The sequence below is a fragment of the Streptomyces sp. NPDC052043 genome (assembly GCF_044548235.1).
In the GTDB taxonomy this organism is placed as follows: domain Bacteria; phylum Actinomycetota; class Actinomycetes; order Streptomycetales; family Streptomycetaceae; genus Streptomyces.
Genome location: NZ_JBIUBT010000004.1, coordinates 536,824 through 559,919, shown reverse-complemented (window position 1 = coordinate 559,919; position 23,096 = coordinate 536,824). Strand labels below are relative to the sequence as shown.

At 67.7% G+C, this 23,096-nt stretch carries 19 protein-coding genes and 1 pseudogene; 7 read left to right on the top strand and 13 right to left on the bottom strand.

Annotated features, from left to right (window positions below):
- Positions 1-32: 32 nt before the first annotated feature.
- The 13 genes and pseudogenes from ACIHCX_RS13785 to ACIHCX_RS13725 all read right to left on the bottom strand — a co-directional run bounded on the left by ACIHCX_RS13785 (position 33) and on the right by ACIHCX_RS13725 (position 8,743).
- Positions 33-1,406 carry a tyrosine-type recombinase/integrase gene (locus ACIHCX_RS13785; protein ID WP_400029134.1) on the bottom strand — a complete coding sequence of 458 codons (1,374 nt, stop codon included), beginning with the start codon at positions 1,404-1,406 and terminating at the stop codon, positions 33-35.
- Positions 1,403-1,597, bottom strand: coding sequence for a helix-turn-helix domain-containing protein (locus tag ACIHCX_RS13780; protein WP_361772232.1), 195 nt, complete (start codon positions 1,595-1,597; stop codon positions 1,403-1,405). Before ACIHCX_RS13780 ends, ACIHCX_RS13785 begins: the two co-directional genes overlap by 4 nt.
- A complete protein-coding gene (locus ACIHCX_RS13775; RefSeq protein WP_400029133.1) occupies positions 1,573-2,892 on the bottom strand; it encodes a replication initiator in 1,320 nt (439 codons plus the stop codon). Before ACIHCX_RS13775 ends, ACIHCX_RS13780 begins: the two co-directional genes overlap by 25 nt.
- Before the next feature lie 133 nt (positions 2,893-3,025).
- Positions 3,026-3,280, bottom strand: a pseudogene (locus tag ACIHCX_RS13770) (SpdD protein); the annotation flags it as partial.
- Between the two features lie 14 nt (positions 3,281-3,294).
- Positions 3,295-3,489, bottom strand: coding sequence for a hypothetical protein (locus tag ACIHCX_RS13765; protein WP_400029132.1), 195 nt, complete (start codon positions 3,487-3,489; stop codon positions 3,295-3,297).
- 9 nt (positions 3,490-3,498) lie between these two features.
- Entirely contained in the window at positions 3,499-3,690 is a 192-nt protein-coding gene (locus ACIHCX_RS13760) for a mobile element transfer protein (protein WP_400029131.1), read from the bottom strand.
- Positions 3,690-3,881: a hypothetical protein gene (locus ACIHCX_RS13755; protein ID WP_281155632.1), complete on the bottom strand. Its 192-nt coding sequence runs from the start codon at positions 3,879-3,881 to the stop codon at positions 3,690-3,692. The genes ACIHCX_RS13760 and ACIHCX_RS13755 overlap by 1 nt, the downstream gene beginning before the upstream one ends.
- Positions 3,882-3,899: 18 nt before the next feature.
- Positions 3,900-4,529 carry a DUF2637 domain-containing protein gene (locus tag ACIHCX_RS13750; protein ID WP_400029130.1) on the bottom strand — a complete coding sequence of 210 codons (630 nt, stop codon included), beginning with the start codon at positions 4,527-4,529 and terminating at the stop codon, positions 3,900-3,902.
- 83 nt (positions 4,530-4,612) lie between these two features.
- On the bottom strand, positions 4,613-5,986 hold the full coding sequence (locus ACIHCX_RS13745) for an FtsK/SpoIIIE domain-containing protein (protein WP_400029129.1): 1,374 nt from the start codon (positions 5,984-5,986) through the stop codon (positions 4,613-4,615).
- 5 nt (positions 5,987-5,991) lie between these two features.
- Complete coding sequence (locus tag ACIHCX_RS13740; protein WP_365775198.1) at positions 5,992-6,342, bottom strand: hypothetical protein; 351 nt, start codon at positions 6,340-6,342, stop codon at positions 5,992-5,994.
- Between the two features lie 126 nt (positions 6,343-6,468).
- Entirely contained in the window at positions 6,469-7,197 is a 729-nt protein-coding gene (locus tag ACIHCX_RS13735) for a GntR family transcriptional regulator (protein WP_400029128.1), read from the bottom strand.
- 89 nt (positions 7,198-7,286) lie between these two features.
- Positions 7,287-7,724: an ATP-binding protein gene (locus ACIHCX_RS13730; RefSeq protein WP_400029127.1), complete on the bottom strand. Its 438-nt coding sequence runs from the start codon at positions 7,722-7,724 to the stop codon at positions 7,287-7,289.
- A gap of 278 nt (positions 7,725-8,002) precedes the next feature.
- Positions 8,003-8,743, bottom strand: a complete 741-nt coding sequence (locus tag ACIHCX_RS13725) for a GntR family transcriptional regulator (protein ID WP_400029126.1) — start codon at positions 8,741-8,743, stop codon at positions 8,003-8,005.
- An 80-nt stretch (positions 8,744-8,823) separates the two neighbouring features.
- Between ACIHCX_RS13725 and ACIHCX_RS13720 the strand changes: the two genes are divergently transcribed.
- The 7 genes from ACIHCX_RS13720 to ACIHCX_RS13690 all read left to right on the top strand — a co-directional run bounded on the left by ACIHCX_RS13720 (position 8,824) and on the right by ACIHCX_RS13690 (position 22,413).
- Positions 8,824-9,909, top strand: a complete 1,086-nt coding sequence (locus ACIHCX_RS13720) for a DUF1152 domain-containing protein (RefSeq protein ID WP_400029125.1) — start codon at positions 8,824-8,826, stop codon at positions 9,907-9,909.
- On the top strand, positions 9,906-10,634 hold the full coding sequence (locus tag ACIHCX_RS13715; protein WP_400029124.1) for a hypothetical protein: 729 nt from the start codon (positions 9,906-9,908) through the stop codon (positions 10,632-10,634). The genes ACIHCX_RS13720 and ACIHCX_RS13715 overlap by 4 nt, the downstream gene beginning before the upstream one ends.
- Positions 10,635-11,330: 696 nt before the next feature.
- Positions 11,331-15,014, top strand: coding sequence for a DEAD/DEAH box helicase family protein (locus tag ACIHCX_RS13710; RefSeq protein WP_400029123.1), 3,684 nt, complete (start codon positions 11,331-11,333; stop codon positions 15,012-15,014).
- Positions 15,011-16,501, top strand: coding sequence for a restriction endonuclease subunit S (locus ACIHCX_RS13705; RefSeq protein ID WP_400029122.1), 1,491 nt, complete (start codon positions 15,011-15,013; stop codon positions 16,499-16,501). Before ACIHCX_RS13710 ends, ACIHCX_RS13705 begins: the two co-directional genes overlap by 4 nt.
- An 8-nt stretch (positions 16,502-16,509) precedes the next feature.
- Positions 16,510-18,117: an N-6 DNA methylase gene (locus ACIHCX_RS13700; protein WP_400029121.1), complete on the top strand. Its 1,608-nt coding sequence runs from the start codon at positions 16,510-16,512 to the stop codon at positions 18,115-18,117.
- Between the two features lie 570 nt (positions 18,118-18,687).
- The gene (locus ACIHCX_RS13695) at positions 18,688-20,196 is read left to right on the top strand and encodes an N-6 DNA methylase (protein ID WP_400029120.1); all 1,509 of its coding nucleotides are present in this window, start codon (positions 18,688-18,690) and stop codon (positions 20,194-20,196) included.
- 63 nt (positions 20,197-20,259) lie between these two features.
- Positions 20,260-22,413 (top strand): AIPR family protein, encoded by a 2,154-nt coding sequence (locus ACIHCX_RS13690; RefSeq protein WP_400029119.1) that lies wholly within the window; start codon positions 20,260-20,262, stop codon positions 22,411-22,413.
- Positions 22,414-23,096 lie beyond the last annotated feature (683 nt).

The window sequence follows — 23,096 nt, the reverse complement described above, 5'->3', positions numbered from 1 at the left end:
CGGTCCGGGGGCCTCAACAGTGGCACGACGCGCTACTCGTATTCGCGCAGTAGGTCCTCGATACGTCGATTGGCGACGTCTTGACGTCCGTCGAGGCACTTCGCGTAGCGGGTCAGCAGGACCTCGACGCTGTTGCCAGCGCGTTCGGCGACCTCGGTGGGATCGACGCCCGCGTTGAGCCACGTCGATAGCGCCGAGTGCCGAAGGTCGTACGGCCTACTCGCGAGCGGCGAGGCCACGACGGCCGGCGGGAGCGCCAGGAGCCGGGCCTCCTGCCATACGCGGTAGTAGGTCGAGGACGGGACGACCGATCCTTTCTCACTGAAGAAGAGCCGCCCGTCTTCCGCCGTGCCGTACGTGGCAAGGTGCTCGCGCAGCGCTGCAACGAGTTGGGGCGGAATGGGCACGCGCCGAACGTCTTCGGTCGGCCGGTTCTTGAGTCCGCGGTCGTCGTGGGTCTCCCCCGAGTCGGTCCACTGCTTGCCGACCGAAGGACGAGTCCGGTGGAGCAGCGCCGATCCCCAGCCCTGCTCGGGGAGGACAAGGTCAGTCTCCACCAGGCCGACCGCCTCAGCAGGCCGGAGGCCACCGAAGTACATCGCTGCAAACAGCCCGACGAGACGCCGACCGCGAGCGCGCCGGTAACCGCCCACGTACGACACTGCCGCCAGGAGATTGCGGGCCTGCTCCGGGTTGGCGACAACGCGCGGATCGACCTGGTTCGAGACCTTGGGCTTCTGCCAGCGAACCGCCGTGATCGGGTTCTCACGCAGCTCCCCCAGGTCGACCGCGTAGTTCGCAGCGTTGACGAGGGTCCGCCGCTTTCGCCGCACGGTCTCAGCGGCTGCCGCGGTGCCGTCGAGCTTCAGCTTCAGCCCGTCGAGCACCGCACGGGCCGTTGCCGGTTCAGCGAGATCCGCGAGCGGTCGGGATGCCTTTGCCACCCAGTGCAGAACGTTCTGGACGTTGTCCGGGACTTCCCGATCGTTCGGTCCGGGCAGCACAAAAGCCCAGTTGCGCAGTGCCTTACGGATCTCCTCGTCGGACGGCCGTCCTGCGCGTTCCACGAGCAGTTCCATGGTCACGCTGGTGAGAGATTCGTTGATGCCGTCTCGTGTATTGGGTGCAGCGTGGGGCCACTTCATCGTGAGGTACTTGAGGGCGAAGTCGTACCAGGACAAGGGCGACTTCTTCTGTTCCAGCGAAGCCGGAAGACCAGTCTCCGTATCGAACTCTTCGCCGTCCCGCATGGCTCGCATGAGCTTCGCTCGGTAGTGATCAGCGAGCGCCTTGGTGCGGAACGAGTCCGAGGAGACGTTACCCGCCACGGACCAGCGGACGCCGTACGAGGGCGTTTTGGTGTCCCGCTTGCGTACGCCCCAGACCTTGACATCGAGAGACTTCATGCAGCCGCCTCCAACTGCCGGAGCCACGAGGTGAAATCGCTGCGCCAGACTCGAAGCTCACCGTTGGGAAGCTTGAATGCAGCCGGCCCCTGTCCCAGCTCGCGCCAGCGGTAGAACGTCCGGCGAGAAACGCCGCCCAGCTCGTCTAAGACTTGGCGAACAGTCATCAGCTCGTCGCGGCGGGCGTCCATGTCGGTTCTCCTTCCGTTCCGGGGGCGGGTTCGAGGGATGCGGCGAGCCAGGCTTCGGCGCGGGACAGGCCGGTACCAGCGAAGACCCAGTGAGCGAGGACGAGCGTGGTTTCGCCGTCCTGCGGGACGGGCGGAGCCGCTTGGGTCCGGCGCCAGTCGGCACGAGCGTCACGGAGGGCGCCGAGGGTGGTGGAGTAGCGGCGGGATTTGGTGGAGAAGTGGCCGCGGAAGCCGAGCATGTGGGCCCAGGCCCGCAGTCGCAGGTCTGCCAGCTCGGGACGGGCGCCCAGGGTCCAGGCGGTGCGGATCATGCGCTGGGCGTGTTCGGTGATCCGGGCTTGGGCCAGCTCGGCGAGGAACTTGATCGGCCGGTCCAGGGTGCCGGTCGCTGTCTCGGCTCCCTTGGTGGCGTATTTGGCGATGTACGCCGCTACGGCCCGCTCGGTCAGCTCCTGGCCGTCGTCGAAGTCGGCGGAGCGGATCGTGCGGATGTCGAGCTGTCGGCCGAAGACGAAGGTGTGGGCCCGTTCGTCGATCACCGGCCCGTCGACTCGCGCGGTGGTGGCAGCTACCCGGATGGCATCGGTCAGCAGCTCGGCCGTGGCCCAGACAGGAGGCGGACAGTCGCCTCCCTCCGGGCCGTCGAGCCGGATCACGGCGTGGAAGTGGACGGCTCCCCGCTTCTGGTACTCGGCCACCTTCGCGAAGGAGATCCGGGCGTGGTCCCGGAACGCCCGCTGTGTGAGGCCGGCCCGCTTGGCGACCTCCCGGCGGAGGTAGATCGAGAAGCGCCGCCACAGAGCCCCTGCGTGCGCGTTCCACAGCACGGCCGCTTCGTAGTCGTAGGACTCCGGGTCGAGGGAAGTCCCCAGGACGGCGTCACCTTCCTCGTGCCGGATCCCGCAACGGCAGTTCCGCCCGCCGGAGGGGCGGTTGTGGACCGGCCCGAAGCCGGGGGCGGTGAAGGTAGCGAAGACGCGCGGATGCGTGGCGACCCGTTCGGAGGTGCCCTTGCCGCCGCGGAGTCCGGCGGTGATCAGGTGGTAGGTGTCGCGGCGGTAGGTTTCGGCGCAGGCCGCGCACCGGGTGGAGCGGCGGTTGTTGCAGCGGACGAGGAGCTGACCAGCGGGGAGGGCCGAGGAGTCCAGGTGGTGCAGGACGCGGCCGATCTCGCCGGTCGTGTGGTCCACCGCGTGTTCGGTGCGGTGGCCGTCGAGGCGTACGGGGCGGGTGCAGCCGCCCAGGCCGGACAGTTGGCGGGCCAGCTCCGGCATGGTGCCGAGGGAGGCCAGCATGGAGAGTTCCGCCAGCGGGGGCGGGGTCTGCCGGGTGATGATGGGAGTTCCTTTCGGCTGTTGCGACGGTTGGGAGGGACGGCCCCGGGGCGGCGGGATGCTTGGCGGCGTTTGCCACCCCGGCGGCCGGCCAGCGCTTGTTCGCGCTGCTGACGAGGGAGCGCAGGACCACGGCGGCGATGGCCACGGACACGGCCGAGACGGCGACCGCCGCCAGGAGCGCGGTGAGCACGATTCCGACGACGACCACGGCAGCGACCGCGCCGACACCGACGCCCACATACGGGGCGACCAGGTGGCCGGCCGGGGAGGCCGGTGCCTGCGTCTGCTGAGGCGTGACGGTTGTCGTCGGCAGAGTCGGGATGTCGGGCAGCTTGGGGCGGAGCACGGCGGACCTCCTTGTCACTCGTGGGTTCCGTTGACGACGCCGACCCCGGAACGTGTGCCGGACTCGATGGCAGGGGCGAGGAAGGTGTGCGAGAGCCAGAAGCCGAACAGCGCGATCACGACAGCGACCCAGAGACGGACGCCGAGGAACTTGATCGCGGCCCAGGCGATGGCGCCCAGGACGAAGACGAGCGGCAGCGAGATGGTCACGGGAGTTCCTCAGCGGACGGCGCAGCGGTGGGTACGGGCGGCCAGCTCTGCGGCGGCGCGGCTGTCGTAGTCCGTGGCGAAGCCACAGCGCGGAGCCGTGCAGGCGGCGGTGTGCTTCTCGCGGCCCCGGCCGTCGTAGTAGGTGGCGACCTGGATGGGGCCGATGCGTGCGACGTTACGGAAGCGGCGGTTGGTGGTCATCAGCGGCTCTCCTTCGGGTCTTCGCCGGTGAAGTCGGTGACGTGGTCGGCCAGCCAGCGCAAGATCTCGTCGCCCTCGTAGCTGTCGGCGGCGAGGATCACGGGCTCGGCGATGAGCACGGCTTCGGTGAGGCGGTTCTGTCGGGTCAGCTCGGCGGCGCGTTTGAGCGCGCGGAGCGTGGACGGGCGCACGGTGGAAGGTCCTCCGGGTCAGGCGAGTTGGGCGGCGATGGCTTCGGCCAGCGGCAGCGGGACGCCGAGCCGGGCGCGAAGGGTCGAGGTGTCGATGGGCGTTCCGGTCCGGGCGCGGTGTTCGTCGGCGACCTTGCGCGCGAGCGTGACGAGCGCCGGCGGAACCGGGGTCGTGGAGAGCGGAGCTGCTTGGGGCTCCGCAGTGGGCAACTCGGGTGCAGAGGCGGGCGCTTCGGACGCCGTGGGCTCCGGGGCCGACTCACGTTCCGCCGGTGAGGCATCTGCGGTTGCGCCGTGGGCGAGCAGCGTCCCGCCCAGGAAGGCGACCGCGGGCCATCCGGCGACGAGGATGCGCAGCCAGGCCGGTACGGCGCCCAGGTCGAGGAGCCCGGCCGTGGCGACGTTGGCGCCGAGCGAGGCGGTCAGTGCGACTAGGAACCAGCACCACCCGGCCGCTTTCGCCCCGCCGGAGCGGAGCCGCCGCCAGGCCGCCACCAGCAGCAGGTCGACGGAGACCGGGTAGGCCCATGCCTTCCATCCGTGCTGTCCGGCAGCCGAGGCCAGGTCGTGCAGGTGGGCGAAGGACAGCGCGGCAGCGATCAGCGCTTGGACGAGTACGGCGTCGAGGCGGACGGGCAGGGTACGCACGGCGCAACTCCTTCCGGTTCCAGGCATGGAGGGGGTAGGGACGTGGCACGGGTCGGCCGTGCCGGCCGTGGGAGCGGGTGCGCTTACTCGGTGACCGGGCGAGCCGCGGCTACGGGCCCGGGCGCCTCCACTGGCATCGGCGAGACGTACGGTCGGAAGGGATCGAGCGCCGGTACGTCGGGGGCGAGGTGAGCCGTCGTACGGCAGGTGGCCGCAGCGTCGGCGAGAGAGAGGTAAGGGGTACGGATGCGGGACCAGCCGCCGGAGGTGTCGCCGATGACGGCCAGGCCGGGCAGCTCGGGGGCGATGGCGCAGGCCGCGAGGACGGCCTCAGGGGCGATGTCGCCGAGCGCCATCTTGGCCGAGGCTTCGTCGTTCACCCGGTGGCAGACGCGTCCGGTGAGCTGAGCGCGGAGCATGGTCGCGCCCTTGCCCAGCTCGGCGCCGAAGCGCTGTCCGCAGACTTCGAGGTAGATGCCGGCGGCCCGGCCGAGTTGGGCGAGGCGGATGAGCTGGGTGACCATCTCGTCCCGCCGCTCCTCCTCCTTCCGTGTGGCGACGAGGAAGAGTTCGGCCACCTCGTCGATGAAGAGCACGATCGGGGCGGGACGTTCGTCCTCTGGCAGTCCCCAGATGTCTGAGGTGATCAGCTCTTCCGGGGTGCCGGGCGCGATGCCCTGCCGAGCCTTGATCAGGTCGTATCGGTCCTCCATTTCCTTGACGAGCGCGGGGAGCAGCTCGGCCGCTTGGTCCGGGTCGGTGGCCAGGGCAGAGAGCCGGGGTGCGAAGGGCGCCAGCTCGACCCCGCGCTTGCAGTCGATGCCGACCAGGACGACCGGCTGAGCGGCAAGCCCGGTCAGCAGGTTCCGCAGGTACATGGACTTGCCCGAGAGCGTGGCGCCGAGCACCAACTCATGCGGCACGGTCCGGTAGTCCCGTACGAACGCGGTTGCGTCTTCCCGTAATGCCACCGGGACCTGAAGTGGGCCGCCGTTGAGCCGACGGGGCATCCGCACTTTTCGCAGCACGTCGAAGCCGACGAGCTGCAATTCGACGACGCCGGGCTTGATGTCCCGCACGTGGACGGCGTGGACGCCCCAGGCGTGCCGGAGGCGTTCGGCGGAGGCCGCCACGTCCGCCGGCTCCTGGCCCGGAGCCAGCCGCAGCCGCATGCGCAGGCCGGTCGTGGTGGGCCGGATGATGCCCCGACGAGGAGGCACCGGCCGGACCTCACGGCGGGTGGTCGCCTGGACGGCCACTGCCCGCCACCGGGACGGCTCCACGGTCAGGCCGCAGGCGTCCATGGTCGAGGGGTACGAGGCCAGCAGCCGGGCCACCGAGAGCGGCAGCCCGACCATGGACCAGTACGCCGCCGGGTAGGTGTGCCGGGCGTAGGCGGCGCCGCCTATCGCAGCGAGCGGACCGCCCAGCTCGGCCAACGTCACCAGTTCCGTCACGGCGATCAGCCCGCCTGAGCCATCGGGAAGGCACCCGGGGCAACGGCGGTCGCCCGGTAGGCGATGCCGTGCCGCTCCTTGCCGTTGAACACGCTCTCCCAGGGCCGCGCCACCAGACCCGGAAGCGAGACCGGAGCACCGACCGTCAGGCCCTCGGTCACTCCGCTTTCCGGGACGGTGACCTGGATCAGCGACGACTCGCCCTCGTCGATGTAGACGACGCCGACGGTCATCAGTGCCTCACCGGTCACCGCATCCTTGGCGATCTCGCCGGTCTGCCGGTCGCGCACCTTCGGCGCCGGAGCCTCGGTGAGCAGGATTGTGGCGGTTGAGGCGTCAACGCGGATCACACGCACAGGGATTGCTCCTTCTGAGAGTCGATCAACCTGTCGACCTGACAAGTTGACTTAGCAAGTTCGACGCTAGGGATGCCAGGTTGACTTGTCAAGTGGCTATCGGGGGGTCTCGCCCGAAGGGCGGCGTCAGCTCAGACGGTAGGTGTCTTCGAGTTCCTGCCGGTCAGCCGGAAGGAGCACGTCAGAGACCTGCAAGGATCGGCCGGAGGCGTCACAGGCGACGACCAGGACGCTCAGCACGGGAACGCCGTCCGGCAGATCCAGCAGCTCGGCCTCACGCGCCTCGGGCAGCCGAGCCGACACGCGCTCGACCACGTGGTCGAAGCGGACTTTCTTCCGCGCTTCGAGGTGTTCGCGGGTACTCCCGCTCAAAGGTTCGTCGGACCCCAGCTCAGTGCCCTCGACCAGGCCGGCGGGGAAGTACGACGAGACCAACTCGACAGCTTCGCCGTCCTCTTCGACCAGGAAGCGACGCATGAGGACTTCGGCCCTCTTCGGCAGGCCAAGCTCCGAGGCGACCCGAGCCGGGACAGGAACGTGCCTGACTTCGACCAGGCGGCCCGCGCCCTGCGACTCGTCGCGCTCCAGCGCCTCACGCCCCCGCCGGTCCTTCTGTTCGACGACTTCCGGGCGACCTCGGACGATGGTGCCGTACCCCTGCCGGGACTCAAGCCAACCGTCCCGTTTCAGCAGCTCCAGGGCTCGTACGACGGTCGGGCGGGACATCCCGAAGGCCTGCACCAGCTGGTTCTCACTCGGTACGCGGGCGCCGGGCGCATACGTGCCGTCCTCGATGCGACGCTGAAGCGTCTGCGCGAGGCGCACGTACTTCGGTGGCTCCACTTCATACGCCATGAACGCCGCCTGTCGAGATTGGCCAAGTCAACTGGTCAACCAGACTAGCGGCAGTTTTAGCGTGGCAGTAGAAGAGGCGGGCTATCCCATCACGCCGGCCAGGCATCAGCGACCACGAAGGAGACGACCGTTCCGTCGAGGTGGCTGGGCCCGGAATGCCAGGAGTCGGCGATGGAGTCGACCAGAAGCAGCCCCCGCCCGTGAGCGTCGTTCGCTTCCGGGTGCCGCAGCCGTACATTCGCCGGGAAACCCGGGTTGTGCACCTCGACGCGGAGCGAGGTTCCCTCGCGGAACCACTCGACCCGCACCAGCCAGGGGTCGTCCGACCTCCCGTAACGGATGGCGTTGGTCACCAGTTCCGAGATCATCAGCGTGCAGTCGTCGATCGAGCAGGCCGGGCTGTACGGAGCGATGAACTTCCGGAACCAGCGCCGGGCACGGGGTACGGACTCAGGTTCTGGATGCAAGATCATCGCACCGAGCCGCGGTGAGTCCTGACAGGGGTAACGGTCGATTGTGTAGGCCATGCGTGCTCACTCCTTGCCGCTGCCGTCACAGTCGAGGCAGCGCCGCTTCGACGTGGCACGGCTGCGGTCATTGGCCGTGGAGAGCGCCAGCGCCGTTCGGGAGCCGACGCGCTTCCATCCACGCCCCCGACACCCCCGGCAAGCTAACCGTGCACCCTGCTCCGGCCGCCGACTCGTCACGTCGTGCCCCCTCCTCATCCAAGTGGCCTTAGCCACTTCGTGGATAGTGGCATTGGCCACTTCGGGAGCGCAAGCGATTCGCCGTAACTGGCAAGTCGTCAGGTAAGCGGGTAGCCCTGCTCGAACGCCCAGCGGTGCGGCGGGTAGGTGGCTTCGGCGAACTCCAGAGGCCGGTCCTGGAGGTCGAAGACGACGTGATGGACGATGAGGACCGCGGATCCCGGCTCCAACCGCAGATCAGTCGCTTCCTCGTCCGTGGCGGCACGAGCGCACATGCGGTCTTCCGCGTAGCTGCCTTGACGCCCCGTCATCCTCTCGACGTACATGAGCGTCCCTTCCTGGATCCGCTCGGGATCCGTGAGCTTGGGCGCCCGCTCGCCGACGTCCGGAGCGAACCACGAGGTGGACAGCGTGATCGGACCGTGCTGGTTGTTTGTCACGCGCCGGCGGTGCACGGCTCGACGATCCTTCACCAGCCCCAAGGCCTCGGCGACGTAGTCTGGCGCCTCCAGCCAACCGGCCGACGTGATCACCGCGTACTCTCCGGGCGTATAGATCTTCCCGGTCTGCCGGGCCCGCCCGTACAACTCTCGTGCGCGCCGGTTCACTTCGAGGCTGCGCACGTACGTTCCCGAGCCCTGGCGCTTCTCGACCAGGCCCTGATGGCTCAGCGCTTCCAGTGACCGCGCGGCCGTAGGCCGGGACACCTTCCAGTCCGCGGCGAGCTGCCGTTCCGAGGGAACTTCGTCCCCCGGCCGCAGGTCACCCCGAAGAATCTGATCACGGATGTAGTGGGCGATCTGGAGATACTTCGGCTGAGCCTCTTCGATCTGAGGCATCTCCCCTCCTTGTCCAACTGGCTATGGCCTTTGGCCACTATAGGGTGAGTGGCCAACCTGTGAACCCGTAGTCTGATCGCATGACGCGGTTGATCGTCGCAGCAGGAGGAGGGGGCGACGCAGTCGCCGCCGCCATGCTTCACGCCGCCCTCTACGGCGACGAGGGCCAGGCGGTGATCCTCACGTACGCATGGGATCGCCTCCTGATCGACCCGCTACCGGGCCCGCGGCGTGCCGCCGACTTCACCGGCCTGGAACGCCTCACCGCTGCCGTCTGGACAGTGCCGGCGCAGGCCCGCCCGATCGCACCCGCAGGCTCCACACTCCCCCGACTCGCAGCAGAGCTCCCGCACACCTTCGCCCTGCTCGACCCCTACCAGGGAGCCGAAGGCCTCACCCACCAACTCGAAGACCTCGTGAGCCACTTGGAGCCCGAGTCGATCGACCTCCTGGACGTGGGCGGAGACATCCTCGCGCGGGGCGACGAGCCGACACTCAAAAGCCCGCTCGCTGATGCCCTCGCGCTGGCAGCGTGCTGCCAGGTGAACGCGCCTGTGCGGCTCCTGGTAGCGGGTCCGGGTCTGGACGGCGAACTCCTGCCGGAAGATGTGGGCGACGTACTGGGCCCCGTTGTCCACACCTTCACCGCGGGGGACGCCGCGGCGATCAGCTCAGTCCTGGAGTGGCACCCGTCCGAGGCGACCGCGCTCCTCGCGGCGACGGCCCTAGGCGTGCGGGGCACATGCGAGATCCGAGACGCTGGGCTCCCCGTGCCGCTCACGGACGAGAGCCCGACGCTGCACGAGGTCGACCTGGACGATGCCGTCAACCGCAACCAGTTGGCCCGAGCCATCATGGCGACCGCCCACCTGGACGAGGCCGAGGCCTACAGCCGCGAGATCTGCGGCTACTCGGAGATCGACTACGAGCGCAACAAGGCACTGTGGCTCAAGGAGCAGCAGCCGCCAAAGCTCGACCCAGCCGCGATCTGGGCCCAGCTCAAGCAGTTCGAGGCCGAGGCCCGAGCCCGCGGAGTCACCCACACGACATTCCGCCGCGTCACTGAGGCCCTAAACCTCGGCGGCTCGCAGCGCGGCGAGCTACGCGATCTCATGATCAGTGCACGCCCAGAACGGTACGCAGCGCCCCTCTGGCAAATCGTATGACCAGCGACAGTCTGTTCTCGTCGGTCAGTCTGCCCGATCCCGCAAACGTGCTCGCAGACACGGACTGGGCTGCGTTGGAGCATGCCCTTGGCTCAGCCGCCGACGCGCCCCCAATGCTTGCCGCACTACTCGAAGCGGACCAGAGCATCAGGACCAAAGCCCTCAGATACCTGCACGGCACGCTGCACCACGGGAACACCCTCTACGACGCGACAGTGCCCGCGGCACGGTACGTGGCCGCGATCCTGCCTGATCCGCGAACGACTCGTGCCATCGACAAGAAGCAGTACGACTCCGGTTGCCTGCGCTCCGAATTGCTGGCCTGGATAGCGTCAGTTGCGAGAGAGGTCACAGAAGAGGCCGAAGCGGTGTGTCAGCAGGACGGGCACTCTCTGCACGACTGGCCGCCGGCCGTCGCCATCCAAGGTCTGCGACCCCTCCTGTTCTCAGCCTCTGTGCCCTATGCAGACGACACCGACCGGCATGTACGCGAAGAAGCCCTGGCAGCCTGCATCCCGCTTCTTGACGACCCACAGTTGCTGCACCACCGGCGACTTCTCGTGCCTTTGATCCGCAAAGACTTGGGCACCAGCGTGTTTTGGCAGCGCCGCGCATCGGCTGTCGACACCCTCGAAGCCTGGGGCGAAGACGCATCAGGCCTGGAACGTCCGGAGAACCCACTCCTGTCGTGGGCCGATGGGTGCAACGAAGAACCACCGTTCTGACCAGGGACACATCCTTGATCCACGAGCCCGATGGCCAGTGAGTTACAACTTTCTTCACGGGTTCAAGGCGGCTCGCTCCGCTCGCCGCGCGCGGCCCGGCCCCCGGCCGGGCCTGCGCTCCTGTCTCCGCCCCGCTCCAGCCCGGCCGGCGCCCGTGCCGCGCTCTTGGCGATCAGCCGCCTGATGCTAGAGAAGGGGTGAGTCGTGGCTGGGGCGGTCGGCTCCGCGGCTTTACGGAGCCACTTTGGCGCGAGCCTCGAAGATCATGGCCCCAACGTCGTGCTTTACCGGGCAGGTCCACAGACTGCCCGACGCGCCGGAAGCTTACGGGGCCATGATCACTCGCGCCAAAGCAGCGCCGCCCCAAAGCCGCTCCGCCAACCTTGATTTCCCCGATCAGTCCGGCAATCGGCTGGACGTCACGCTTCTCGTCCGGCCGGATCGTCACGGTGATCGGGGACCCCCCTCTCTCTCATCACTCGATGCTCTCCCCAGATCCAACGTCAATCCACCGGCAGCGGTTCGGGTCGGGCGCTGGCGCGTGGCAATGCGATGGTGGCGGGACCAGGTCAGGCCAGCTGGAACTGTAGTGCCGAAGACCGGCGCAGAAGACCGGCCGCCAGTTAGGCTCAACGAGCGATCACGCTGCACAAAGCATCGGCGACCTTTGCACTCCCGGAGAGGCGGTACCACCCCATGAGCAGCGCAGGCGGGGCGCCCCAGACACCAGACCCCCGACTCGTACGCCTGGCCGGGCAGTCCCGCAACTTCGGCTTCCTGCTGCCGCACCTTCCGCTGCTCGTCGCATACGGAACCGCCGCCGAGAGTCATGTCTTCAGCGACCCGAACACGTCCCTGATCAAATCCCGCCAGTTCGCGGAGGCCATGGCGGCCGACCTGGTGAGCCGGGCCCGGGTCCGCGTGGAGGGCAGCACGCAGTTCGATCGCCTGCGAGCCCTGGACCGGGAGGGCTACCTCCACGGCGACGTGGGCACCGCCTTCCACGAGGTGCGCACCCTCGGCAACGAGGCGAGCCATGCGGGACTCGACAACGCCGACGACGCCTTCCGGGCCCTGCGCACCTGCTTCCGTCTCGGGGTCTGGTACCACCGGCTGCTCACCGGCTCGCGCGAGCAGCTGCCGTTCGTGCCGCCCAGCCCCGATCGAACCCCGGCCGCCGAGAACGAGCGCCTGCTTCAGGACGTCGCCCAGGCCCGCAAGGAACTCGAAGACGCCCGCCTCAGCTACCACGACCAGGCATCCCAGGGCCAGGCCGAACAGGCCGCCCGGAGCGCCGTCGAGCGCGAGCTGGCTCAGGCGCAGGCCGAGCGTGAGGAGCTGGCCCGCGCCGTCGCGGCCATGCAGGACCAACTCAAGGAGTTCCAGGCCGCCGCCGAGGCCACACGGATCGGCCGCAGCCGCGCCGACCGCACCGACCGGGCCGCCGCGTCGGCCGCCGTCGCCGAACGCGCCCGTCTCCTCGACAACGCGGAGCAGGCCTCCCTCGAACCCCTCACCGAGGTGCAGGTCCGCGAGCGGCTCGACGCGATGCTCAGGGCGGCCGGATGGGACGTCCAGAACGGCGGCGCGCACCTCAACCTCCACGTCCAGGGCGACCGGCGGGGCAACGGCGTCGCCGTTCGCGAGGTCACCACTGCCAAGGGCCGCGCCGACTACGCCCTCTACGTCGACCGCAAACTCGTCGGCGTCATCGAGGCCAAGCGCGAGGGCGCCGACCTGTCCGCCGCTGAGACACAGGCCGACCGTTACGCCGACCATCTCACCGACGCCCAGCAGCGCCTCAACGCCTGGCGCACCCCGCTTCCGTTCCGGTACGTGAGCGACGGCGGCGAGACCCGCTTCCGGTCCATCCTCGACCCGGACTCCCGTACCCGCCGCATCTTCTCCTTCCACCAGCCGCGCACCCTCGCCCGCTGGGTCCGCCAGGCCGAGGAGGACGAGCAGGCCCCCAGCTATCGGGCCCGGCTGCGCTGGCGCATGCCCGACCTCGACGAACGCCCGCTGCGCCCGGCGCAGATCAAGGCGGTGCGCGGCGTGGAGGACTCGGTGGCGCTCGGCAAGGGCCAGCACGGGATGGGGCAGTCCCGTTCCCTCGTCCAGATGGCCACCGGCGCCGGCAAGACGTTCACGGCCGTGACGTTCTCGTACCGGATGCTCAAGTACGCGCGCGCCGAGCGCGTCCTGTTCCTCGTCGACCGCAACAACCTAGGTGTGCAGGCCTTCGCCGAGTTCGAAAACTTCAAGACTCCCGACACCGACCGCAAGTTCGCCGACCTCTACAATGTCCAGCGCCTCGGCGCGGAGGGCATGTTCGCCTCCTCCAAGGTCGTCATCTCCACCGTCCAGCGCCTCTACATGGAGCTGACCGGCGCGAGCCTGCCGGGCAGCGACCGCGGCGACGGCGAGATCGACTACGACGTCGACGTGCCGGGCGGCATCCGGGTCGGCTACAACACCGACATCCCTCCGGAAGCCTTCGACCTGATCGTCGTCGACGAGTGCCACCGCTCCATCTACGGCAAGTGGCGCTCCGTCCTCGAATACTTCGACGCCCCCATCGTCGGCCTCACCGCCACCCCCGTCGCCCAGACCTTCGGCTACTTCAACGGCAACCTGGTCAGCGAGTACTCCTACCAGGAGGCGGTGGCCGACCGCGTCAACGTCGACTTCTCCGTCTACGAGATCGAGACGCGGATAACGGCCGAGGGCGGTGTCATCGCACACGGCACCATCCCGGTCCGCGACCGCCGCACCCGCCGCCAGCGCTACGAGGACATCGACGAGGACATCGAGTACGGCGCCAACCAGGTCGGTGTCGGAGTCATCAGCAAGGATCAGCTGCGTACGGTCGTCCAGACCTTCCACGACCGGCTGTTCACGGAGATCTTCCCCGAGCGGGCCAAACACGACCCGGCCACCGGCGCGCTGCGGTGCGACGAGATGTACGTGCCCAAGACGCTGGTCTTCGCCAAGAACGACAACCACGCGGAGGAGATCGTCGAGGTCGTCCGCGATGTCTTCGGCAAGGGCAACGACTTCTGCGCGAAGATCACCAGCGCGGCCCGCAACGCCTCCGAGCGCCTCGCCGCCTTCCGTAACCTTCCTGAACTGCGCATCGCGGTCACCGTCGACATGATCGCCACGGGCACGGACGTCAAGCCGCTGGAATGCCTGTTGTTCCTCAGGGACGTCAAGAGCTGGGCTTACTTCGAGCAGATGAAGGGCCGCGGCGCCCGGACCCTGTCCCTGACCGACTTCGAGAAGGTCACCCCCGGCGTCGGCCCCAAGACCCGCTTCGTGATCGTCGACGCGGTCGGCGTGACGAAGAAGCCGAAGGTCGACGCGGCACCACTGGAACGCCACACCGAGAAGCAGATCAGCCTGGAGAAGCTGCTCCGCAAGACCGCAGCGAACACCATCGAGGAGGAAGAGGTCTCCACCCTCGCGGCCCGCCTCGCCAAGCTCGACATCCAGATGACGGACGAGGAGCGCGCCGAGATCCAGCGGCTGAGCGGCGGACTGGAACTGAAGAAGATCGTTCACGGGATGGTCGAAGCCGTCTCGGCGGACCGGCAGATGGAAGTCCGTGAGGCCGCCGAGCGCGCGGGCCGCGACCCCGAGCGCGCGGTACGCGACCTCATCGAGCAGTCCGTCCGCCCCCTCGCCGCGACACCGCCGCTGCGCGCCCGCCTGCTGGAGATGCGGCGCGCGAAGGACATCCTCTACGACGAGAACGGCACCGACGAGCTGCTTCGCGCGGGAGCCGTCGCCGACGACGAAGACGCGGCGACGGAGACGGTCCGCGACTGGCGCCGCTACATCGCGGAGAACCGTGACGAGATCGCGGCGCTGTCCGTCGCGTTCAGCGCCGGCTCCGACGTGCCGCCTGGCGTCGCCATGGACCGGCTCAAGGACGTGGTCCGCAGCATCGCCCGCCCGCCGCGTGCATGGACTCCGGACAGACTGTGGAAGGCGTACGAGAAGGTCGGCGAGGCGGTGACCGACGGAGCCCAGCGCAAGCACACGGTCTCCGATCTGCTCGCCCTGCTCCGCTACGAACTCGCGGGCGGAGCCGCACAAGGCGCCCCGGCACCCCGCCCGCACGAGGAGCTCGTGCGCGAGCGCTATCAAGCCTGGATCGCCCGCCAAGAACAGGCGGGCGCGCGTTTCACCGAACGACAGCGCTGGTGGCTCGACCGCATCGCCGCGGCGACGGCTGAGCGTGTACGCTTCGACACCGCTGACCTCGATTACGCCCCTTTCACCTCGCACAACGGCACGGACGGATTCATCGCCGAATTCGGGGGGACGCGGGCGGAACACATCATCAATGAGCTGGACAGGGAGCTGAGCGCGTGACGACCGACTCAGGTGTGGGGCCGGGCTGTTCGGGCTCCGAGGGGGATGTCGCGAGCGAGCTGCCTCCGGGGTGGGTTCGCACAACACTCGGAGAGATCATCTCCCCGATTTCGGATAGGTATAAACCGACCGCGAGAGACGACCTTCCGTATCTGGGGATGGATAACGTCGAGTCGCATACGGGGCGGGTGATGAACTTCGGCTCGGCTGCTTCGATCAAAAGTTCATCGCCCATCGTAAGGCCAGGATATCTCCTGTATGGGCGGTTGCGTCCTTATCTGAACAAGGTGGTCCTTGCCGACTTTGATGGAATTTGCTCGGGGGAATTTATTGTTTTCCCTCCGAGTGAAGCCATCGATCCCCGCTTCTTGCTGCATCGACTTTTGAGTTCTGATTTCGTCCGCTATGTCATGCAGAAGAACCCGAAGGGTGACCGCCCCCGGGCTTACTGGGAGCAATTCTCGAATTTCCCCGTCTTGCTTCCGCCTTTGAGTGAACAGCACCGCATCGTCGCCAAGCTGGACGATCAGCTGGCGTACATCGAGGCGGGCGAGGCGGCTCTCGATGCTGCGGACGCAAAAGGGAAGAACTTTCTTCAGGCCGTCCTTCATGATGCCTTGCGCGGAAAACTCGTTCCCGAAGACCTTTCTGAGGGGGATGCGCAGGTTCTCGTCCGGGACTCCGTTGCCTTGGATGAGGGGCCTTGGGATGTCCCCAACGGGTGGCGATGGGCAACTATAGGAAAGCTTTTCAAAGTTGCTGTTGGGTCAACTCCCTCACGCGGCAATCCAGCTTACTGGGGTGGTGATGTCCCCTGGGTGAGCAGTGGAGAGGTGTCCTTCGGCCACATTTCATCTACGAGAGAGTCAATCACGGTTGATTCGATCACAAATCCTGAGGCCCGGATTCACCCGCCCGGAACGGTGATGATTGCGATGATCGGCGAAGGGCGAACGCGCGGGCAGGCGGCAATCCTTGATATTCCTGCGGCACATAACCAGAACTGTGCATCAATCCGAGTCTCAGAAACTGCCATTCTGCCCGAGTTTGTGTACTACTTCCTCATGGCTCGCTATGAGGAAACGCGCAGGGAGGCTTCAGGGGGAAATCAACCAGCGCTTAACAAGGGGAAGATCCAGAACCTCGAAATTCCGATTCCCCCTCTTGGTACGCAGCGGAACATAGTTGCTCGTGTTCAGGAATTGGAAGAGGACCTGCGGGGACTGCGAGAAGCGGTAACTGACGGCTGGGCGAGGGCTTTGAGGCTCCGTAATGCCCTCCTCCACGCAGCTTTCACCGGAGCTCTGGTGCCCCAAGATCCCGATGACGAGCCCGCCTCCGTCCTCCTCGACCGGATTCGCGCTGAGCGGACTGCCGTTGTCAAGCAGTCCAGGCGTAAGCGCGTATCCCGTACGACCTCCCCGGCTGCCCCCCAGACCTCCGGCCGCCCGGTTCCCTCCGGCAGCCAAGAAGCACTTCCCCTGTGAGCACCGTCATGAGCAGCAGTACTGACACGCCGACCCCCGAGGATCCCGCCGAGGCGGTTTCTCCAGCATCCAGCACGACGCCTGCCCCTCGCGCGGCGGAAGCGAGGGCCAAGGCAACCCCTGCCCCAGCCTCCACCTCCACCCTGGTCAACCGCCTCTGGTCGTACTGCGAACTGCTGCGCCACTCCGGCGTCTCCACCCTCGACTACGTCGAGCAGCTCACCTACCTCCTCTTCCTGAAGATGGCCGACGAGCGCGCCAACCGCCCGGCGGCCTTCCGGCGCAACGTCCCCGAGAAGCCTCTCGTCCCCGAAGGCCGGGACTGGAAGAGCCTGACGACCCGGTCCGCCGAAGCGCTGCTCGACCACTACGAGTTCATCCTCAAGGACCTCGGCCAGCGCGGCGGCACCATGCTCGGCGAGGTCTTCACCAAGGCGCAGAACAAGATCCATGAGCCGGCTGTCCTCGACCGCCTGATCAAGGACCTGATCGACCCCTACACCTGGACCACCGAGAACCAGGACCTCAAGGGCGACGCCTACGAAGGCCTTCTCCAGCGCGGTGCCGAGGACCGCAAGACCGGAGCCGGCCAGTACTTCACGCCCCGCCCGCTCATCGACGCCATGGTCGACTGCGTCCAGCCGAAGCCCGGTGAGACCATCACCGACCCGGCCTGCGGCACCGGCGGCTTCCTCATCGCGGCGCACGCCCACCTCGTCCAGAACTACGAGGACGAGCTGTACGGCGACAAGGGCCGCGCCCTCCAGAGCGGCGCGATCACCGGTTACGAACTCGTCCGCGAGACCGGCCGCCTCGCCCTGATGAACATGCTGCTGCACGGCATCGGAAGCTCCGAGGCCAAGCCGCTCATCACCATCCAGGACTCCCTGGCCCGCCCGCCGAAGCGGCACTACGACATCGTGCTCGCCAACCCGCCCTTCGGCGTCGGCTCGGTGACCGGTGAGTCGTACACCTCCCGCACCGACTTCTGGGCGCCGACGACGAACAAGCAGCTCAACTTCGTCCAGCACATCTACAACCTGCTGAAGACCAACGGCCGAGCCGCCCTCGTCCTCCCCGACAACGTCCTCTTCGAAAGCGGCGCCGGCGAGACCATCCGCCGGAACCTCCTCAACCTCTGCGACGTCCACACCCTGCTGCGTCTGCCCACCGGCATCTTCTACGCCAACGGCGTCAAGGCCAACGTCCTGTTCTTCGACAAGACCGGCCAGCGCACCGGAGGCCGCCCCGGCACACGCCAGCTCTGGGTCTACGACTTCCGTACGGACCAGCGATTCACGCTCAAGCAGCGACAGCTGGGCCGCCAGCACCTCGATGACTTCGTCGCCGCGTACCACTCCGGCGGCACGGACTTCAGCAAGCGCACCCCGAGCGACCGTTTCCGTGCGTACGACTACGACGGGCTGATCGCCCGGGACAAGGTCAATCTTGACCTCACGGTAATCAAGTCCGACGCCGCCGGGACCACGGAGTACGCGTCACCGGACGTGATCGCCCAGGAGATCGTCGACGAACTCGAAGTGGCACTGGCCCAGTTCACGGCCGTGGCCCGCGCACTGAAGAAGGACGTGCCGCCGTCGGCCGACGAGGACTAGAGCCAGCGGACGGGCCGGTGGTTCACCAGAACCACCGGCCCGTCCGCTGTTCGCCTCTCTTCGTGCTCAGAGCTCGCCCGCGATCACACCCGCCCGGAACGCGGCCATCGTTCCGCTCGTCGCCGAGGTGGGGGTCACGTCGTCGGGGTGCGGTGGGGACGCGGGGCGGGGAGTCCGGGTCAGGCTGCACGACCCGTACCGTCGGATGCTGCCCGTGCGGGGAGCCGTACGGCTCGACGATCCCGAGGCGGAGTCGGGGCGTGGTCTGCCGTTGGTCGATCTGCTCGCACCAGGGTGGCGGGTCACGGGGACGCCGGCCGGTAAGCAGGTGCGCTGCTGGATTCCGGCTCAAAAGGGGGGACAGGGTCTGACAGGCCGAAAAAAGTACTGCTCGGAGCCCCGGGCGCCGACCTTGCGCCTACCCTGGAAGGGAGTTGATCGTCTGCGGCCCGATCGGCCGGTTCCGATGTGTTCTCGGAGCGCTTCGTCACCGGATCCGGCACTGCCGGAACAGGGGAGTGGCCCGTCGGCGTATCCACTCGGACAGGGACGTTCGAGAACGGGTGGGGCATGGCGACGGAGCGCGAGAACATCGGGGCGAGAGGGCCGGAGGGCCACTGGACGGCAGACGGTATCTTCCGACGCTGGCAGCGGTTCTTCGAACAGAAGCCGAGCCTCAAAGGGCTGACCCGGCTGGAGTTCACCGAGCACATCGCGTATCTGCTCTTCCTCAAGCTCGACCATGAGCGTGCCCAGCGGACGGGGATGTTCGCGAGCCCGCCGATCGCGCCGGCGGGCAGCTGGCCGAGCCTCGTACTCGCCGGCGGTGAGGATCTGCACCGTGCCCTGACCGGGTTGATGGCCGAACTCGGCAAGCCGAACCCGCAGGATCCCCGCCGGGCCATCGCGAGTGTCCTCTTCCACGACTCCCGCCCCTGGCCGGCCGACAAGATGGCGGATCTCGGACGGCTGATCGTCGAGGAGTTCGACCCGTACCGCTGGTCGGATGTGCGCCGGGACGAGCTCGGTTCCGCCTTCTCGCTGTTGATAGCCGACTGCCGGGGCGACATCCGGGCCAAGCGGGAGACGGGCCAGTTCCTCACCCCGCCCCACCTGCTCACCGTGATAGTCAAGGCTCTCGCGCTCACCCCACGGGACCGGGTCGTCGACGCGGCCGTCGGGGTTGGCACCAGCCTCATCGCCGCCCACCGTGAGATGGCCGCGCACGGGGACCGTGTGGACGCCGCCGCTATCGCGGGCGCCGACATCGACGTACAGATGTGCCGCCTGGCGACGATGAACGTCCTCCTCAACACCGGGCGTCAGTTCCACGACGTACCGCCGATACTGCGCGCGGACTCGCTCGATACGAAGGAACGCCTGGTGCACCGGCACGAGCAGGGCGTGGCCGCCACCGTCGCCATCTGCAACCCGCCGTTCAAGAGCAACGTCGAGGCGAACACCGAGCGGCGCGACGACTTCTGGGCGCAGAACGCCACGCTCCCCGCCAACTTCCTCCAGCATCTGGCCATCACTTTGCCGCAGGGGGCCAGAGCAGCCGTCTTCGTCCCCGACGGTGTGCTGTTCCATGGCGGAGCGGCGGCCACCATCCGCAAGGCACTCCTGAGGAACTGCGACGTGCACACCCTGCTGCGGCTACCGACCGGCATGTTCCACGACACCGGCTCCAAGTCGAACGTGCTGTTCTTTACCAAGTCCGTCCTGCGCCCGAACGGCGATCCGGCCACCGATGAGTTGTGGGTGTACGACGCCCGCGACCTGCACCACACCGACACCGAGAATCCGCTCACGGAGGAGGACTTCGCGGAGTTCCTGGAGGCGTACCGGCCCGGAGAGGAGGGGCGCGCGGGCCGCGACGAATCGTCGCGCTTCAAGCGGTACGACCGTGACGCCGTGCGCAAGATACTGAACAGCCGCGATGCCAGCCTCCTCCTGAACGCGGATCCCACCGACGCGCCTGACGACTTCGGCGACCCGCGCGAGATTGCGCAGTTGATCGTGGACCACCTTGGCGAGGCACAGAGGAGCTTCCAGGTCGTGCTCGACTCGCTCAGCTGACGTTCGATCCCCGTGCCGCCGTCTTTCGCCGCTCCCGCCCCCCGTCAGCCGTACAGGAAAACCATGAACGCGACTCCCCAGCAGCCCCCCGTCCCCACCCCGGTCCGCCAGACCGCGCGTGCCTTCGACATGACGTACCCCGGCCTCATCGACGTGAGCGACTTCGGCAACCGGCCGCCGGACAAGATCCAGCCCGCGTTCCGCTCTCGCGCCCTGGCCGCGCACGCCGTGCGCATCATGACCGGCTGGACCCCCGAGCAGGCGGCCGACTGCGTCATCGACGGCGGCCAGGACCAGGGGATCGACGCCATCGCCATCGACGAGGCGAACGCGCACATCTACCTCGTGCAGGCCAAGTGGAGCCCCGAAGGGACGGCCAAGGCGGACGAGACCGCGGTGCACAAGCTCTTCGCCGGGCTCACTCTCATCGACTCCGGGGAAGCCGCCCAGTTCAACCCCCGCGGTCAGATACTCGCCAAACGGGCACACGACCTGATCGGTGAGAAGAGCACCCAAATCACCCAGGTGATCGCCCTCATGGGTACCAAGCTGCCTTCGCCGGGTGTGCTGCAGGTCATCAAGAACGGCGAGAGCGAGTTCAACTCCCACGGTGAGTACGTCGACCACCGCTTCCTGCATGCCCCTGACATCCACGCCCTGGTGCTGAAGGACCATCAGAGCGAGCCCATCACGCTGACGGCGACGCTCCACCCCTGGTTCAGCGTGCCCTCGCCCTACCTCTCCTACGAGGGCGTCATACAGGCCGAAGAGGTCGCGACCTGGGCCGAGCACGGCAACGAGCTGTTCGTCCGCAACATCCGCGACCCGCTGGGGCTCACCCCCATCAACAAGGAACTGCTGGACACGCTCACCGGCGAGCCGTCCCACTTCTGGTACTTCAACAACGGCGTCACCGTCCTGTGCGACTCCCTGGAAGCGGTGCCTGGATCGCAGAAGTTCCCCGAGCGCCATCCCGTCCGCATCACCGCCAAGGGCGCCAGTGTCGTGAACGGCGCACAGACGGTGCGTTCCGTCATCGACGCAGCCGAGCAGTCCGATGAAGCCGGACTCGCCCAGGTCACCATCCGGTTCATCGTCACCGGTGGCGACACCGAGTTCGCCAACCGCACCACTCAGGCCACCAACCGGCAGAACCACATCACCGAGCGTGACCGGATCGCCCTCGAACCCGTCCAGGCGGTGCTCATCAAGGAGTTCCGTGCCGAACTGGGGCTCGTATACAGCGTGCGCCGCAGCGAACTCGAACCCCAGGACGACGAGGGCTGCTCCGTGGTGGAAGCCGCGTGCGCGCTCGCCTGCGCCCACAGCGGCAGCCGGTTCGCGGCCCGGCTCGTCGCGTCCGGCACCACCGACGTGCTGTGGGAACGGGGCGGCAGCGGTATCTACGACCCTCTCTTCCGGTCCGTGCCCAGCGTGTACGAGACCTGGAACGCCGTGAACGTCCTGCGGGCGGTGCGTACGGCTCTGCGTGCGGAACGCGAACAGTACGCCGGGCGCGCGGCCGCCGTCATCGACGACGGCACGTTCCTCATCACCCACCTGGTGTTCCAGCAACTCCTCGCCCAGGACGCCGGCATGGGCGAGCCGGACCAGTCGCTCACCTGGGCCGCCGAAGCCAAGGAGCAGGTGCCCGACCTGGTCAAGCGTGTCGTCCCGGCGCTCGTACAGGCTCTGGACGGAGTGGGAACCCGGTCGAGCCTGCAACGCGTGTGCGCCGATCCGAGGCAGGCCGCCGACCTCGTAACCGCGGCCCTGGCAGCGCTCGAAGGAGGCGGGACCGAGGACGCCGCCGCGCAGTACCGGCGCGAGGAGAGCAAGCCCCGCAAACGCCGCAGGCCCAACGCGGTGCATGTCATCGTCGACAAGGGCGCCCTGGAGGAAGGGGCACCGCTGCACCTGGCCCTGTACCTGCAGCCGGAGAAGGACGCGCTCGCCGCATGGCTCAACGCGAACCCGCGCCGGGCACTCGCGAAGTGGACCAACACCAACCGGGCACGCCCGATCGTCTGGGCTGCCGACGGCAACGCGTATTCGCCCAGTGGGCTCATCGCACGGATGTGGGAGCTGGCCGAATGGGAAGGACGGCCCGTCTCGAACCAGGGCACCGCCCGCTGGGCTACCCAGGACGGAGAAACGCTCGCCATCCTCGCCCGGAGACTCCTTAACGGTATGGAGGAAGAGAAGGACGCCGAGTAGCTGCCGAGCAGGTCGGGGATTCTCCGGCCGTAAGGCGGACTCCTCGTTTATGGTTACGGCGAGCGCTATCTAGGCACAATCGAGGGGCGGCCATGAGCGTCATTTACGTCCGAAAGTTATTGCACAACCCCAGCGCCGTCTTCACCCGAGTCTAAACGGTCGAGGTCAGGGGGAGGATGTTGACTACGGCCATGAAGGTGCTGATACGGGAACGCAGCTGTAGTCGCGCCCCAACCCTCGGGCACCGCTGACAGGCAGGCCGTCGAGTCGTACCGTATGCTCCTCCGACAGCAGTGTGTGGCTGACGCCGACGCTGTGGAACCGTGGACCACCCGTGGACAGATCACGTCCTCCCGATCCCGAACGTGCCTCGGACCTGCTGCATTGTCTGAGAGTGAAGGGGCCTCCGGAGCCGTGTGCGCAGGTTCGAATCCTGCCGGGGGCACTCCAGCTCGGACAGCCCGATCAAGCCGCTGACCAGCAAGAGCGCCAAGCACAAAGGCCCGGACTCAGTCCCACTGAGTCCGGGCCTTTGTCGTTACGTGTCACTGATCGCGAGTGAGTAGCGAGTGAGCCCCGCCAAGCCAGTGGCCCCCGATCCCCTGCGGAGCACAGCATCCGAGGCGCGGCGCTCGCGCTGACCGCAGTCGCTACAAGGGCTCCTCAAACTGGCCATGTAGGAC

Excerpts from the sequence above, each read along its gene's own strand:
- ACIHCX_RS13785 (WP_400029134.1), bottom strand. The coding sequence starts at position 1,406 with ATGAAGTCTCTCGATGTCAAGGTCTGGGGCGTACGCAAGCGGGACACC.
- ACIHCX_RS13780 (WP_361772232.1), bottom strand. The coding sequence starts at position 1,597 with ATGGACGCCCGCCGCGACGAGCTGATGACTGTTCGCCAAGTCTTAGAC.
- ACIHCX_RS13775 (WP_400029133.1), bottom strand. The coding sequence starts at position 2,892 with ATGCTGGCCTCCCTCGGCACCATGCCGGAGCTGGCCCGCCAACTGTCC.
- ACIHCX_RS13760 (WP_400029131.1), bottom strand. The coding sequence starts at position 3,690 with ATGACCACCAACCGCCGCTTCCGTAACGTCGCACGCATCGGCCCCATC.
- ACIHCX_RS13735 (WP_400029128.1), bottom strand. The coding sequence starts at position 7,197 with ATGGCGTATGAAGTGGAGCCACCGAAGTACGTGCGCCTCGCGCAGACG.
- ACIHCX_RS13730 (WP_400029127.1), bottom strand. The coding sequence starts at position 7,724 with ATGGCCTACACAATCGACCGTTACCCCTGTCAGGACTCACCGCGGCTC.
- ACIHCX_RS13725 (WP_400029126.1), bottom strand. The coding sequence starts at position 8,743 with ATGCCTCAGATCGAAGAGGCTCAGCCGAAGTATCTCCAGATCGCCCAC.
- ACIHCX_RS13720 (WP_400029125.1), top strand. The coding sequence starts at position 8,824 with ATGACGCGGTTGATCGTCGCAGCAGGAGGAGGGGGCGACGCAGTCGCC.
- ACIHCX_RS13715 (WP_400029124.1), top strand. The coding sequence starts at position 9,906 with ATGACCAGCGACAGTCTGTTCTCGTCGGTCAGTCTGCCCGATCCCGCA.
- ACIHCX_RS13710 (WP_400029123.1), top strand. The coding sequence starts at position 11,331 with ATGAGCAGCGCAGGCGGGGCGCCCCAGACACCAGACCCCCGACTCGTA.
- ACIHCX_RS13700 (WP_400029121.1), top strand. The coding sequence starts at position 16,510 with ATGAGCAGCAGTACTGACACGCCGACCCCCGAGGATCCCGCCGAGGCG.
- ACIHCX_RS13695 (WP_400029120.1), top strand. The coding sequence starts at position 18,688 with ATGGCGACGGAGCGCGAGAACATCGGGGCGAGAGGGCCGGAGGGCCAC.
- ACIHCX_RS13690 (WP_400029119.1), top strand. The coding sequence starts at position 20,260 with ATGAACGCGACTCCCCAGCAGCCCCCCGTCCCCACCCCGGTCCGCCAG.